This window comes from Lewinella sp. 4G2, assembly GCF_001625015.1.
Taxonomy (GTDB): domain Bacteria; phylum Bacteroidota; class Bacteroidia; order Chitinophagales; family Saprospiraceae; genus Neolewinella.
Genome location: NZ_LVWJ02000014.1, coordinates 2,691,949 through 2,705,952, shown reverse-complemented (window position 1 = coordinate 2,705,952; position 14,004 = coordinate 2,691,949). Strand labels below are relative to the sequence as shown.

Annotated in this window: 11 protein-coding genes; 6 read left to right on the top strand and 5 right to left on the bottom strand. The window is 55.9% G+C overall.

What is annotated here, in order from left to right; translation table 11 throughout:
* Positions 1 to 28 precede the first annotated feature (28 nt).
* Entirely contained in the window at positions 29 to 1,384 is a 1,356-nt protein-coding gene (locus tag A3850_RS11320) for an MFS transporter (RefSeq protein WP_068216576.1), read from the top strand.
* Positions 1,385 to 1,655: 271 nt separating this feature from the next.
* Here the strand turns inward: A3850_RS11320 and tyrS are convergent, their stop codons facing one another.
* A complete protein-coding gene (gene tyrS / locus A3850_RS11315) occupies positions 1,656 to 2,990 on the bottom strand; it encodes a tyrosine--tRNA ligase (RefSeq protein ID WP_068216574.1) in 1,335 nt (444 codons plus the stop codon).
* 103 nt (positions 2,991 to 3,093) lie between these two features.
* Between tyrS and A3850_RS11310 the strand changes: the two genes are divergently transcribed.
* A complete protein-coding gene (locus tag A3850_RS11310; protein ID WP_076639944.1) occupies positions 3,094 to 4,416 on the top strand; it encodes an ABC transporter permease in 1,323 nt (440 codons plus the stop codon).
* 262 nt (positions 4,417 to 4,678) lie between these two features.
* Here A3850_RS11310 and A3850_RS11300 read toward each other — a convergent pair whose 3' ends face one another.
* Entirely contained in the window at positions 4,679 to 5,881 is a 1,203-nt protein-coding gene (locus A3850_RS11300) for an exo-beta-N-acetylmuramidase NamZ domain-containing protein (protein ID WP_231915311.1), read from the bottom strand.
* A 140-nt stretch (positions 5,882 to 6,021) separates the two neighbouring features.
* Here A3850_RS11300 and A3850_RS11295 point away from each other — a divergent pair, with 140 nt between their 5' ends.
* Positions 6,022 to 7,437: an exonuclease domain-containing protein gene (locus A3850_RS11295; protein ID WP_068216569.1), complete on the top strand. Its 1,416-nt coding sequence runs from the start codon at positions 6,022 to 6,024 to the stop codon at positions 7,435 to 7,437.
* A 353-nt stretch (positions 7,438 to 7,790) separates the two neighbouring features.
* On the opposite strand, the gene tnpA is transcribed toward A3850_RS11295, so the two are convergent.
* Positions 7,791 to 8,270 carry an IS200/IS605 family transposase gene (gene tnpA, locus A3850_RS11290; protein WP_068216568.1) on the bottom strand — a complete coding sequence of 160 codons (480 nt, stop codon included), beginning with the start codon at positions 8,268 to 8,270 and terminating at the stop codon, positions 7,791 to 7,793.
* A gap of 441 nt (positions 8,271 to 8,711) precedes the next feature.
* Between tnpA and asnS the strand changes: the two genes are divergently transcribed.
* The 3 genes from asnS to A3850_RS11275 all read left to right on the top strand — a co-directional run bounded on the left by asnS (position 8,712) and on the right by A3850_RS11275 (position 12,294).
* On the top strand, positions 8,712 to 10,145 hold the full coding sequence (gene asnS / locus A3850_RS11285; RefSeq protein ID WP_197494039.1) for an asparagine--tRNA ligase: 1,434 nt from the start codon (positions 8,712 to 8,714) through the stop codon (positions 10,143 to 10,145).
* Positions 10,146 to 10,208: 63 nt separating this feature from the next.
* Positions 10,209 to 11,096, top strand: coding sequence for a hydroxymethylbilane synthase (hemC, locus tag A3850_RS11280; protein WP_068216567.1), 888 nt, complete (start codon positions 10,209 to 10,211; stop codon positions 11,094 to 11,096).
* Positions 11,097 to 11,232: 136 nt separating this feature from the next.
* Positions 11,233 to 12,294, top strand: a complete 1,062-nt coding sequence (locus tag A3850_RS11275; protein WP_068216566.1) for an FAD-dependent oxidoreductase — start codon at positions 11,233 to 11,235, stop codon at positions 12,292 to 12,294.
* A gap of 91 nt (positions 12,295 to 12,385) precedes the next feature.
* Here the strand turns inward: A3850_RS11275 and A3850_RS11270 are convergent, their stop codons facing one another.
* Positions 12,386 to 13,039, bottom strand: coding sequence for an ABC transporter ATP-binding protein (locus A3850_RS11270; protein WP_068216565.1), 654 nt, complete (start codon positions 13,037 to 13,039; stop codon positions 12,386 to 12,388).
* 42 nt (positions 13,040 to 13,081) lie between these two features.
* Complete coding sequence (purU, locus tag A3850_RS11265; RefSeq protein ID WP_068216564.1) at positions 13,082 to 13,939, bottom strand: formyltetrahydrofolate deformylase; 858 nt, start codon at positions 13,937 to 13,939, stop codon at positions 13,082 to 13,084.
* Between the last annotated feature and the right edge of the window lie 65 nt (positions 13,940 to 14,004).

Sequence of the window (14,004 nt, the reverse complement as noted above, 5' to 3'; positions counted from 1 at the left end):
TGCATCTTGTTGGCTCAAATAAAGTGACATGCCCAGTTTTCAGCCGACCAAAGCCAACTACGGTCTCTTATCTCTCCCCGCTACGGCCATGGGTTTTGCCCTTTGCGTACAGATTGCCGCACTGAGTTGGATCCTGAATACCCAGTACGGCCTCAACCTGGAGGAGATTGGCCTGGTATGGTTGGCCGGTCCGGTGGCAGGCATCCTGGGTCAGGTGCTGATTGGAGCGCTGAGTGACAACGTTTGGTTCTGGGGAGGCCGGCGGCGGCCCTTCATCGTGATTGGTGGCACCCTCGCCGCCCTGATGATCCTCGCCCTGCCTAACCTCGGACTGATCCAGTCGGCCCTCGGCGTGGAGAGTCTGATCGGTATTGCGCTCACCGTGGCGCTTACCTTGGACTTAGCCATCAACGTGAGTTTTAATCCGGCCCGTTCCATTATTGCGGACGTCACCCCGAAGGGGAAGATGCGCACGGACGGGTTCACCTTCATGCAGACGGTCTCCGGCTTCTTTGGCGTGCTCGCCTACCTGATCGGGGCATTCATCAGTAATTACTTTCTGATCTACGCGGGGGCGATCATTGTATTTCTTTTCAGCGTTTTCCCCGCCTTCCTCATCAAGGAACCGCGGAATCTAGAGGACGTCGAAACTGACGGCGTAGTGGAGGTCCACGACGGTTTGGTCGAAGACATCCTGGATGCCGATGGCCCGCGCCAAACGGCAACCACAGCCGTTGGGAACACGACTGATTGGACGGAGTTCCTCAAGATCTGCGTCGCCCACGCTTTCACCTGGGTGGGTGTACAGACGATGTTCATCTACACCTTTGGCTACATCAAGAGCAACATCATGGGATTTGAGGTGGAGCAGGTACTAACGGATCCACAGAACAATGACATCGGCTTCGCCATCGGGATTGCCTTTGCCATTTTGAATACCGTCGGATTCCTTTTGCCCGCCTTCGTGCTTGCTCCGATTGCCACGAAGATCGGCCGCGTCAAAACACACGCAGCGGCCATCGCCATCAGTGCGGTGGGCTACGGTTTGATCGTCGTGTTCGGCACTTCAATGACGGCCTTCTTTCTACTGATGGCCATCGTTGGCGTCGGGTGGGCGGCCGTGGTGAGTTTGCCCTTTGCGATCATGTCCGAAGTGGTCGATTCCCGCAAGATGGGTTTGATGATGGGGCTGTTTAACCTGTCCGTAGTGCTGCCGCAAATCGTGGCCTCCTTACTTGGGGGAACGATCAATGCGGCGGATGATAAAGCGGCGATCTTCTACATTGCCGGGGGGATGTTGGCGGCTTCGGCGGTACTGTGGTTGCTGGTGAAGGAGCCGGTTTCGGAGGGTGAGGTGGTGGCTGGTGGTGGTGGCGGGCACTAGGAGCTAGTGGGTCGTTTTCGACAAGAGGTAAAGGGAGGAAAGGAGGGTTAAGGGGGCGCTGCGCGCAGCAGGGTGACACACTTCTCTATCTTCTCTGACAGCTTATTCTTCTTTGCGAAACAGAATTTCTGAAGCAATTAGTCGTGGGTAATTTTCTACAAGACGTAAAAGAAGGATAAGAGGAAAAGGAGGCGCTCCACGGCGCAGCCGCACCTCCTTTTCCCCCTTTATCTCCCTTTCCTTCTCTCGGAAAACGATCCAACAGGCTCCCCTACTCGACCACGAGCAAGTACCGCTTCTTCTTCCCGTTCTCAATCAGGATGAAGCGGTCGTGCAATAAATCTCCCGAATTGAGCTCGGCATCTACGTCGCTGACTTTTACCTTGTTGATGGCGATGGCATTCGCCTGGATGGCCCGCCGTGCCTCCGATTTGCTGGAAAGAATGGAGGTCAAGTCAGCCAGTACGTCGATTAAGCTGGGGGAAGCCGCCAGGGCGGAGGCGGGGACGACAAAATCCGCGATCTCACCGCGCAGCCCTTCGATGGTTTTCGCGTTGAGGCCGGCCAGGTCTTCCGGGGTGGTGCCGCGGCCGTAGAAGATATCCGTTACCCGCTTGGCGGTGGCGACGCCTTCGGCTCCGTGGACGCGTTCCGTTAGCTCCGTGGCCAGCGCGTGCTTGATGGCGTTTACCTCGCGGAAGAGGTTGTTGTCCGGCCCGTGGGCTTCGACGGTGGCGACGTCGGCCAGGATCTCTTCTTTGCTACGCAGGGAGAAGGTCTTTAGGTAGGTAGGGATATCCGCATCGTTGGAGCGGACCCAGAATTGGTAGAAATCGTAGGGGCCGGTGAGTTCGGCATCCAACCAGAGGTTGCCTTTTTCTGACTTACCGAATTTCGAGCCGTCGGCCTTCGTTAGTAAGGGAGTGGTGACGGCGTAGGCTTTGCCTTCCGCGTTGCGGCGGACGAATTCGGTACCCGCCGTAATGTTCCCCCACTGGTCGGAGCCGCCCATCTGGACGGTCACGCCGTGGTCCTGGTACAACTTCTGGAAGTCGTAGCCCTGCAGCAATTGATAGGAGAATTCGGTGAAGGACATCCCAGATTCCAGGCGGTTCTGGACGGAGTCCTTCGTCATCATGTAGCTGATCGTAAGCGTCTTTCCTACGTTGCGGAGGAAGTCCAGCACGTTCATGTTTTCGTAGAACTCGTAGTTGTTCACCACGCTAAAGGCGTGTTCCTCCCCAACTTCCTTGGCACCTGCGGCAGCGCCCCGGAGACCGGCGGCGATGAGTTCCAGCATCTGTGCTTTCTGGCTTTCCAGGTTCGCGTCGAGCTCTTCGTAGGATTTGAGTTGGCGCTCCTTGTCCTTACCGGAAGGGTCGCCGATGCGGCCGGTTGCCCCGCCGAAGAGGATGACCGGGTGGTGGCCGGAGCGGGCCCAGAGCGTCAGGATCATGATCTGCACGTAGTTACCGATCGTGAGCGAAGGGGCCGTTGGGTCGAAACCGATGTAGGCTTTGCGTGGGGCTTCGGCGAGGTGCTCACGGATGCCGGGGGTAAGTTGGTGCAGCATGCCGCGCCATTCGAGTTCTTCGATAAAATCCATGTCAGTGCCGCTTTTGGTTTGTGAGGGGGGGGCGCAAATATATGCCTGGGAACGCGCTTGCTGGCGTAATTAGTTGCCGGGTGATCGCGTTACCTTTACCCCAATGAATTTACCCCTCTACCTCGCCCGCGGAGTCGCGAAAGGTGGCACCAAATCCGTCAGCCGAACCATCATCGGGATTGCGGTGGCGGCCGTTGCCATTTCGATGGCCACCATGGTGATCGCCAGCGCACTCATCGCGGGGTTCAAGTACGAGATCTCCGACAAGATCTTCGGCTTCTGGGGCCACGTCCACATTACGGACGACATGGCCAGCTACGGTATTTTCGACAGCTATAACTACCCCATTTCGGCGGACCAGGATTTCTACCCTTCGCTGGATACGATCGGACAGGTCACCCTCGCTGGATTTGGCACCGGCCTGGGCCTGAACGACAGTGAGCCCCAGGTTTCACAGGGGGGCGTAAAGCACATTCAGCAATTCATCGTCCTGCCCGGCATCGTGTCCGTCTACCCCGAAGGGGAGCGGTACGCCACGCAGGAGGCCCTTGTGCTGAAGGGTATCGCCGGCGATTACGATTGGCCCACCTTCGGCCAGTACCTCGTGGAGGGGGAACCCCTCATCGCGGAGCCGGACTCCATCAACCGGGGCATCGTCATCAGCAGCATCACGGCCGAGCGCCTGCGGGTAGGCCTGGGTGACCGGATGGATTTCGCCTTCATCGGCAGCGGAGGGGAAGAGCGCCCCCGCGCCTTCAAGGTTACGGGCATCTACAAAACGGGCCTCGAGGAATTTGACCGCCAGTTTGCCCTCGTGGATATCCGCCACCCCCGCGCCCTCCTCGGTTGGAAGGAGGGAGAGATCGGTGGCTTCGAAGTCATCCTCGACAACATCGAGGACATGGATATTTTTAACGATTACATCCACTACAACATCCTCCCGCAGGAGCTATACGCGGACAATATTCGCAACAAACTAAGTGAGCTTTTCAATTGGCTGGAGGTACAGGATTACACCATGGCGATGATCCTCATCCTGATGGTTTTCGTAGCGATCATCAACATGGTCACGGCCCTGCTCATTCTGATTCTCGAGCGCACCAACATGATTGGCACCCTCAAGGCGCTCGGCCAGACCAACTGGAGTATCCGCCAGATCTTCCTCTATTACGCCGGCTTCATCATCGGCGCTGGGCTGCTGTTCGGCAACGGCTTCGGCCTGCTACTGTGCTGGTTGCAGGACACGTTCGGCATCGTCCACCTCGACGAAGAGAGCTACTACCTCTCCATCGCCCCCATCAAAATCGATTGGCTGATGATCATCGGCCTAAATGTGGGCACTTTCGTCATCACCCTGCTCTTCCTCGTCATTCCCTCCTACTTAGTAACAAAGGTCGACCCGGTAAAAGCCATCCGCTTCAAGTGAAGCATTACTCTAGCTGTGATGCGAAAGCGTAAAAACATGAAATATACAGGGTGGAGGTAGACAGATAAGCGGCGTCCTTCTTATCCTTCTCTTCCGTCCTAAACTTCTTTGCGAAACAAATAAGTGTCACATAGAAAGACGCGTAGCAGCCGCGCTTCCTATTCCTCTTTGCCTTCCTTGCCTTCTTCCCGAAAACAACTTCGGTGATTAGCCAACATAGTGGTATCAACGCTCCCAATTCGGCGCTGCCGCAGGTGCCATATTAAGGGTACAAAAGGTACCGGCTCCGCAGCTCCCGGAACGCCCTCAAATCATCGGACCAAGCCGAGCGGATTTGTTGTTCCGTCTGTCCGTTGCTGATCGCCAACCTCAATTGATCCGTACCGGCCAGTAAATCAAAGAAATCCGGACGGGTGAAAAAGGTGATACCCTGGGATTCCAGGTCGGCGTGGGCGCGGATGAGGTAATTAAGGTTAAGCTGGGTCAGCCCCGCCAGTTGCTCGGTAGGGATTGTGCTCAGGTCCTCCCCCCGGCTGAGTTGACCCTTCAATTTAGGATTGCTGCTGCCCGGTCCTGGCGTCGGCGTGAAGCGGATGTCTCCGTAAGTCAGGTTGGGGTGGCCGTAGACCTGGAATTGCTTCAACGTTCCCCGGCCAACGCTGAGGGCCGTCCCCTCAAAAAAGCAGAGGTGGGGATAGAGGTAAATGCTACGCTGATTCGGCAGATTGGGGCTGGGCGCAATGGGGAGTTCGTAGGTCTGGGCGTGGTCGTAATTCAGCATGGGAATAACCGTCAGAGATGCCCGCAGGCCCTCCCCCATCCAGCCTTCGCCGTTAGCCATCAGCGCGAACTCCCCCACCGTCAGCCCGTGGGCTACGGGGATGGGTGCCACGCCAACGAAGGAAGAAAATTCGGGATCGAGGATGGGCCCGTCCACCAGTAGACCATTGGGATTGGGCCGGTCGAGTACGATCACCTCCTTCCCGTAGCGGGCGGCCGATTCCATCACGTAGAGTAACGTAGATATATAGGTATAGAAGCGGGCGCCGACGTCCTGAATATCAAAGACGATCACGTCCACGTTTGCCAGGTCCGCGGCGGAGGGTTTCTTGTTTTTGCCGTAGAGAGAGCGGATGGGTAGGTTGGTGGCCACGTCCAGCCCGTCCTTGATGGTGGCCCCGGCATCCGCTTCGCCCCGGAATCCGTGTTCGGGGGCGAAGATGATGTTGACGTCCACTTCCCGGGCCAGGAGGGCGTCGACGAGGTGGTCGTTGCCCACCGTCGAGGTTTGGTTGACGACGAGGCCGACGCGCTTACCCGTCAGGAGGGGCAGATAGCGATCAAAGTCTAATGCTGACGGGTGGGCGACGGGAGTTGGGTCCGGAAGCTCATTGTTACCAATTTGCGTACTCGGTCCATTACCTTGCACCTGCGGCAGCGCCCCGGTATCTTTTGACGCCGGCACGGTATTGCTACAATTTGCGGCAAACGATAAGAATAGACACAAAATTATTGTTACTTTGCCCATGGATATAGATTAGTGCATTATTCAGCGCCGTCGGGAAGGTAGTTTTGTCCCCGCTCAGTGCTTTCGCTCAAAGAGGTATGAAAAAGAAGGAATACGCCATTATCGACGTGGAAACGACGGGCGGCCGTGCCAGCCGCGACCGCGTGACCGAGGTAGGCATCGTCATATTTGACGGTGAAAAGGTAATTGATACCTACCAAACGCTGGTGAACCCGGAGCGGCGTATTCCGGCGGGCATTACTGAGCTAACGGGCATCACCATGGAAATGGTAGCCAGTGCCCCAAAATTTTGTGAGGTCGCTAAAAAGATCGTCGAAATTACCGAGGGCCGAATCTTCGTGGCCCATAATAGCCGGTTTGATTACGACTTCATCCGGGAGGAGTTCCGGCGGCTGGGCTTCACCTACATGCGCAAGCAACTCTGCACCGTGCGGCTGACGCGGAAGACCTACCCAGGCCTCCGCAGCTACAGCCTGGGTAATCTGACCAAACACTTCGGCATCCGCCTCGACAATCACCACCGGGCCTTCGCCGACGCGATGGCCACGACGGAGTTGCTGAAAATGAACTTGATCGGGCCAAACTCCGATGCGGAGATCAAGTCGATCGTCAACCACGGCATCAGCGCGACGAAGCTGCCCGACAACATCAAACTGGAGCAGATCACCGAGCTGCCGGACCAGTGTGGCGTCTACTACTTCCACGACACGACGGGGCGGGTGATCTACGTGGGTAAAAGTAAAAATATCCGTAGCCGGGCCGCCCAGCACTTCAACGACCGGACGGCGAAAGGCAAGATGATCGCCAAGCAGGTGGCGGACATCACCTACGAACTGACGGGCTCCGAACTCGTGGCCCTCCTCCACGAAAGCGAGGAGATCAAACGGCTCCAGCCTACCATCAATAGGGCTGCCCGGCGGACGAAATTCCCTTACGCCATCATCTCCAAAGTGAGTAAGGATGGATACCGCTGTTTCGACATCGTGAAGAATACCGCTCAGGTCCGTAAAGAGGAAGACGTCATCAGTGAGTTCCCCACCCTCTCCCGCGCGAAAGGCCGGCTGAACTTTGTCCGCAAACATTTGGACCTCTGCGGCATCCACACCAAACTGAGTACGGGGACATCCGCCTGTTTTTACTTCCACCTCAAGCAGTGTAAAGGTGCCTGCGTCGGCCAGGAAGATTCAGCGGCCTACAACGAACGGGCCGAAGCCGCCCGCCTTCACCTCCGCAACGTATTTGACTACGACTTCCTATTGTTCGACCGCGGCCGTACCCACGACGAAGAGGCCGCCATCCTGGTGAAGGATGGTAAATACCAGGGCTTCACCTACGTGAGCAAGGACGAGGCCCACAACATCGACTCCATCGTGGATAGTGTGAAGTGCTTCCCCACCCACCCGGATACGGCGCGGATCATTCAATACCACGTTTCGCGTAATGGTGGCCGGATGGTGGATTTGGCTTCGGGGCGGCGGAAGGGGTTGGTTTAGGTAATTCTTTGAGGTAGTTAATGAGCATTCGGGGTAATCAACGAAAACTCGGGGGCGTTTACAAATTTGGTGAATGGATCAAATTCCCGGGGTAATTAACGAAAACCCGGGGTCGTTTGGAATTTGGTGAATGGATCAAATTCCCGTGGTAATTAACGAAAACCCGGGGTCGTTTGGAATTTGGTGAATGGATCAAATTCTCGGGGTAATTAACGAAAACCCGGGGTCGTTTGGAATTTGATGAATGGATCAAATTCCCGGGGTAATCAACGAAAACCCGGGGTCGTTCGACCTTCGGTCTCCTTGACCCCGGGCTAACCTGCCTGTCCCTCCGGGACAGTTATTCTGACAGATCAGGCGCGGTGGTCAGTTCGACGGGATGGAAAAACATACTTAGGATTAAAAGTGAACCCCCAATTAGTTAGCAGTTTACCGTACTCTTCGATGAAAGTTCGTACCCGATGATGGCTTTTTTGATTGCGTACGTAGGCAATCAAATCGTCCAAGAAACGGTAATCCGCCGAAAAGGTAGCAAAGCCCGTTTGCCAAGCAAACTCTTCGTGTGTATCCGGAAATTCTTTAGAGAGAAAGGCGCTCGAATGCCCTTTCAATTGTCTAAGAAGATCCGAGATTGAAATTGTCCGAGGCAACGTATGAACAATATGCACGTGGTCTAACGCCGAATTGATTTCGATGACGTCGGATCCCAGATTCATCAACGTTTTACGCATGTATTTTAAAAGTCTCTCTTCCACGAGTGGTGAAATTGATTTCTCTCGGTACTTAGTTGAAAAGGTCGTGTGTAGCACTACGCGTGCAAATGACTGGGCCATTGAAAGTATGTTATAAAATCTCTATGCTGCTGTATCACCACAAAAATAAACAAAAAGTATGACATTTTACAAAATTACAACTTTTCAAAGCCTCATTCTCCCGGAGGGAGAAGCAAGTTAGCCTAGGGTCAAGGAGGCCGCAGGCCGAACGACCCTAGGTTTTCGTTAATCTTTCCACACGTCGAACGACCCTAACTATTCGTTAATCTTGCCGCACGCCGAACGACCCTACCTATTCGTTCAACTCATCGATCGGCGAATTACCCTAGAAATCCGTTATATCTCGCGAGACGCCGAACGACCCTAACTATTCGTTAATCTTGCCGCACGCCGAACGACCCTACCTATTCGTTCACCTCATCGATCGGCGAATTACCCTAGAAATCCGTTATATCTCGCGAGACGCCTAACGACCCAAACTAATCGTTAATCTCCCCCAAAATGATCCACCGCCAAGAAATCAAAACCTTGCTCGCAGCCCCTACGATTGGAGAAACCGTCACCGTAATGGGGTGGGTACGGGCGTGGCGGGGGAACCGGTTTATGGTCCTCGGCGACGGGTCCGGGCCGGAGACCTTGCAGGTCGTTGTGGACGGTGAAAAGTTTGACGAAGAGACGGTACGCGCCATCGGTTTTCACGCCTGCGTGGGCGTCACCGGCACCTTGGTGGAGAGCCAGGGCAGCGGCCAATCCGTAGAGGTGTCCGCGGAAAAGATTGAGATCTTCGGCAAGACCGACCTCAGCACCTACCCCCTCCAGGCGAAGAGCCAGACGATGGAATTCCTCCGGGAGAACGCCCAGTTCCGGATGCGGACGAACACGATGAGTGCCGTCTTTCGGCTGCGCCACGCCGTCGCATTTGCCGTCAACAAGTACTTCAACGACCGGAACTTTTACTACCTCCACACTCCCATTATTACAGGCAACGACGCCGAAGGAGCGGGAGAAATGTTTCGCGTAACCACCCTGGACCCGAACGATCCTCCACGGACGGAAGAAGGCGCCGTGGACTACAGCCAGGACTTCTTCGGCAAGGGTACCCACCTCACCGTTTCCGGCCAGCTTCAGGCGGAGATCGGTGCACTGGCCATGGGTAAAGTCTACACCTTCGGCCCCACCTTCCGGGCGGAGAATAGCCACACCACGCGCCACCTCTCGGAATTTTGGATGATCGAGCCAGAGATCGCCTTCGCCGATATCGATAACGACATGGACCTGGCCGAGGACTTCCTTAAGTACCTCATCAACTACTGCCTGGAGCACTACCGGGCCGACCTTGAATTCCTTGACGCCCGCATCAAGCAGGCCGAGAAGAACATGAAGGCCGAGCTCCGCCGCCCAATGGGCCTCATCGAAATGCTGGAGTTCACCGTCAAGGACGACTTCGCTCGCATCACCTACACGGAGGCGATCAACCTCATCCAGCGCAGTAAGCCGTACAAGAAAAAGAAGTTTGAGTTCCCCGTCGAATGGGGTACCGATCTCCAGGCCGAACACGAACGCTGGCTCGTGGAAAAGCACTTCAAAAAGCCGGTCATCGTCCGCGATTACCCGAAGGGCTTCAAGGCTTTCTACATGCGCCTCAACGACGACGAGAAAACCGTCGCCGCCATGGACATTCTCTTCCCCTACATCGGCGAGGTCGTCGGTGGCTCCCAGCGGGAAGAGCGCGAAGACGTGCTCCGCCGCCGGATGAAGGAAATGGACGTCCACGAAGATGAGTTAAGCTGGTACCTGCAATTGCGCACCTTCGGCGGTTGCCCCCACGCCGGTTTCGGCCTCGGCTTCGAACGAATGGTTCTGTACATCACGGGTATGGGCAACATTCGCGACGTGATTCCTTTCCCACGCGCCCCGAAGACGGCCGAATTTTAGCCGTTCTTACCCGGCCCTACCCGGGCGGCCCTCCCATTCTTTACCCTTACAGCAGTGCATACTATGATCATCGGAACCCGCGGCTCCCGCCTTGCCCTCTGGCAGGCCCATTTCGTCCAGGACCAACTCAAGGAATTGGGCATTGAATCCGAGTTGAACATCATCAAAACTCAGGGAGATCGGGTCCAACACCTCGGTTTCGACAAGTTGGAGGGCAAAGGCTTTTTCACCAAAGAGATCGAAGACAAGTTACTCGACGGAACCGTGGACCTGGCTGTCCACAGCCTGAAGGATATGCCGACGGACCATGTGGAAGGCCTCACTTTTGCGGCCCTTTCCTACCGGGCCAGCGTTAATGACGTCATCATCGTCAACAAGGCCAAGGCCGTGCCGGGCAAACCCTTTCAACTTGCCGATGGCGCTACAATCGGTACCAGTTCCAATCGTCGCAAAGCCCAGTTGATTGATCTCCACCCCGGTCTCGTTCCGGTTGATATTCGGGGCAACGTACCCACCCGTCTCGAGAAGGCGCGCACCGGCGAACTCGACGCCGTCATGCTCGCCGCTGCGGGTCTGGAACGCCTCGAATTGGACCTTTCCGATATGGTCGTCATCCGCCCAAATCCGCGGGAGTTCGTCCCTGCCCCCGGGCAGGGTGTCATGGCCATCCAGACCCGCAAGGAAGACCTGAAAACCAGAAAACTCCTGGCCCCGCTCCACCACGTCACGGTTGGAGAATGTACCAACGTTGAGCGCTCCGTCCTCAACATGTTGGAGGGTGGCTGCTCCCTCCCACTCGGCGTCTATTGCGAGCAAGACCAACTCGGCAACTACCACGTGTGGGCCGCTTTCGCCAAGGCCGCCGATGCGCCGGTTAAACGCGTCCAAATCAGCCGCAGCACCCGCGCGGGCCTCGCGGAAGAGGTCGTAGAGATGCTGCGTGCAGATTGAATCTAACCAGTACACTCTAACTCATTGTTATCCTTACTAGGTGGCGCTGCCGCAGGTGCGAATAAATTGGGAATAAAGGGGACGAAGCGTCCGCTTCTAACAAATCTTTACGCCCGGTCGACTTGTCCTCACGCTAATGAAGCAACCAAGTTTTGACGTGATCGTCGTCGGTGCTGGACTGACCGGCCTCTACCTGACCAAACTATTGATTGAGGCAGGAAAATCCGTACTAACCCTCGAAGCAAGGCCCGCGCCCGGTGGCCGGATCCGCACCCTCCGGGACGAGAACGGAGCTGGCTTGGAAATGGGCGCCACCTGGTTTGGAAAGAAACACAGTGGGCTGGTTCAGCTACTACAGGAGCTAGACATCCAAAGCTTTGAACAACGTACCGGCCCCACCGCCATCTACCAACTCGATGCTCAGGCACCGGCGCAAATCGTAAGGCTACCCGCAAACGATGATCCCAGCTACCGCATCGGAGGCGGTTCGGGGCACCTAATTGATACCCTTGCAAAACGGGTGAGTTCCAGTGTGCGCTACGGCGAACCCGTCAGGAGTATTGAGAAGCAAGCAAACGGTGTGAGTGTAGTTACCAACCAAGGGACGTACCTCGCCCAATGGGTAGTGACCACCCTCCCACCCTACCTGCTGATCAACAGCATTAAATTCAATCCCGCGCTAAGTGATGATCTCCTCACAACAGCCAACCGGACGCACACCTGGATGGGGGAGTCCATCAAAGTAGGTATTCGGTACGCTACTCCCTTTTGGTTGGCGGAAGGCCAGCCCGGCGGTACTGTTTTCAGTAACGCAGGACCGGTGACGGAACTTTACGATCACTCCGCCCACCCACAGTCGGGGTACGCGCTGAAGGGTTTCATTGACGGGCGCTACCACGCGCTCCCTCAGGCTGAACGAAAAAGTTTAGTCCTGGACCAACTTCGGTCTTACTACGGGCCGGTAGTGGATACCTATACCGAATACCACGATACCGTGTGGCGGGAGGAGCCCTTCACTTTCCTCCTCTACTCCGACTACGTAGCTCCCCACCAGAATAATGGTGTGGCCATTTTTCGCCAACCGCAGTGGGATGGTCGGCTGCTGATCGGCGGTAGTGAAACGGCTAATCAATATCCGGGCTATATGGACGGGGCGGCACGTAGCGCGAAGGCTTTAGCACGGGAGATCCTGTCCTAGACTCAAGTGTGGTCCATTGTGCGTTTCCTATTTTTGGGCACCTGCGGCAGCGCCACCTAGTAGATGCTGTCGAGCGAAATGCAATGCGGAGTTATCCCACGAGCAAACCATCCTTCATTTCGAGGCGGCGGTCGCTGATGCCGGCCAGTTCTTCGTTGTGGGTAACGATGATGAAAGACTGACCGAAGTCGTCGCGCAATTTGAAGAGTAGGGCGTGTAGTTCCTGCGATGATTCGGAATCGAGATTACCGCTGGGCTCGTCCGCGTACACGATGGCGGGAGAATTGATGAGGGCGCGGGCGACTGCTACGCGCTGTTGCTCACCTCCGCTCATTTGGTTGGGCTTGTGGTCCGCGCGATCACTCAGGCCGAGGTAGTCGAGCAATTCTAGCCCTTTTTTGCGGGCAGCGGCTTCGTCCGTCTTTGCGATGTAGGCGGGTAGGCAGACGTTTTCCAGGGCCGTGAATTCCGGCAATAAGTGGTGAAACTGAAAAACGAAGCCAATTTGCCGATTGCGAAAGGTTGCCAGGTCCTTTTCGGATAATCCGAATACTTCCTGATCACCAATGGTAAGGGTACCACTATCGGGGCGATCGAGCGTACCTAAAATATGAAGCAGGGTAGATTTCCCCGCGCCTGATTTACCTACGATGCTGACAATCTCGCCCTTCCCGACGGATAGATCCACTCCTTTCAGGACCTGAAGTTTTCCGTAGGCTTTTGAAATCGCGGCGGCTTGTAACATACAGTGGATCTTGAAGGTAGCGAGGGCGCAAGGTAGCAGTGGTTAGTTGAAAACCACCGTCCGATTTCCAAAAGGTAAAATACGGTGCTGCAGTTGCAGGTAAATAGCCGTGGACAGCACCCGCTTTTCCACGTCCCTACCCATGCGCTTGAGGTCGTTGATACCATCGCGGTGGCTCACCCGCGCTACGTCCTGGGCGATGATGGGGCCTTCGTCGAGGTCCGCCGTCACGTAGTGGGAGGTGGCGCCGATCAACTTTACGCCGCGGCTAAAAGCATTGTGGTAAGGGCGCGCGCCCTTGAAAGCGGGGAGAAAAGAGTGGTGGATGTTGATGATCCGATGTTCGTAGGTGCGGCAGAAGTCGTCGGAGAGAATTTGCATGTAACGGGCCAGCACGATGAAGTCGACGCCGTGCTCCGTCATCAGCTCCTTCGTGGTGGCTTCCTGCGCCGCCTTGGTATCCTTAGTGATGGGGAGGTGCACGAAGGGGATATCGAAGCGATCCGAAATTTCCTTTAAACTCGTGTGGTTGCTGACGATAACCGGAATTTCGCACTCGAATTCGCCGATGGCGTAGCGTTGTAGGATATCGTAGAGGCAGTGGCTGGCCTTACTGACGAACAGCGCCATGCGTGGTTTTCGATCCGTAAAGTGCAATTGCCAGGTCATGCCGTGCTGGGTTCCGATCAGGGTAGCGAAGAACTCATCGATCTTATCGCGGGGGATGGTGAAGCCTTCCAATTCCCATTCGATCCGCATGAAGAAATGGGCCAGATCGCGGTCCACGTGCTGGTCCAGATTCAGGATATTCCCCTGGTTTTGATGGACGAACTCAGTGACGAGTGCCACCAGACCTGGCCGGTCGGGGCAGTGGATTAACAATATGGCGCGGTCGGACACGGGAAAGATGACTGGTGGGCCACGAAGATAACGTGGGCAATTTGATAATTTGATCTCTACGAATT

Excerpts from the sequence above, each read along its gene's own strand:
- A3850_RS11310 (WP_076639944.1), top strand. The coding sequence starts at position 3,094 with ATGAATTTACCCCTCTACCTCGCCCGCGGAGTCGCGAAAGGTGGCACC.
- asnS (WP_197494039.1), top strand. The coding sequence starts at position 8,712 with ATGATCCACCGCCAAGAAATCAAAACCTTGCTCGCAGCCCCTACGATT.
- A3850_RS11320 (WP_068216576.1), top strand. The coding sequence starts at position 29 with ATGCCCAGTTTTCAGCCGACCAAAGCCAACTACGGTCTCTTATCTCTC.
- hemC (WP_068216567.1), top strand. The coding sequence starts at position 10,209 with ATGATCATCGGAACCCGCGGCTCCCGCCTTGCCCTCTGGCAGGCCCAT.
- tyrS (WP_068216574.1), bottom strand. The coding sequence starts at position 2,990 with ATGGATTTTATCGAAGAACTCGAATGGCGCGGCATGCTGCACCAACTT.
- A3850_RS11270 (WP_068216565.1), bottom strand. The coding sequence starts at position 13,039 with ATGTTACAAGCCGCCGCGATTTCAAAAGCCTACGGAAAACTTCAGGTC.
- A3850_RS11275 (WP_068216566.1), top strand. The coding sequence starts at position 11,233 with ATGAAGCAACCAAGTTTTGACGTGATCGTCGTCGGTGCTGGACTGACC.
- A3850_RS11295 (WP_068216569.1), top strand. The coding sequence starts at position 6,022 with ATGAAAAAGAAGGAATACGCCATTATCGACGTGGAAACGACGGGCGGC.
- tnpA (WP_068216568.1), bottom strand. The coding sequence starts at position 8,270 with ATGGCCCAGTCATTTGCACGCGTAGTGCTACACACGACCTTTTCAACT.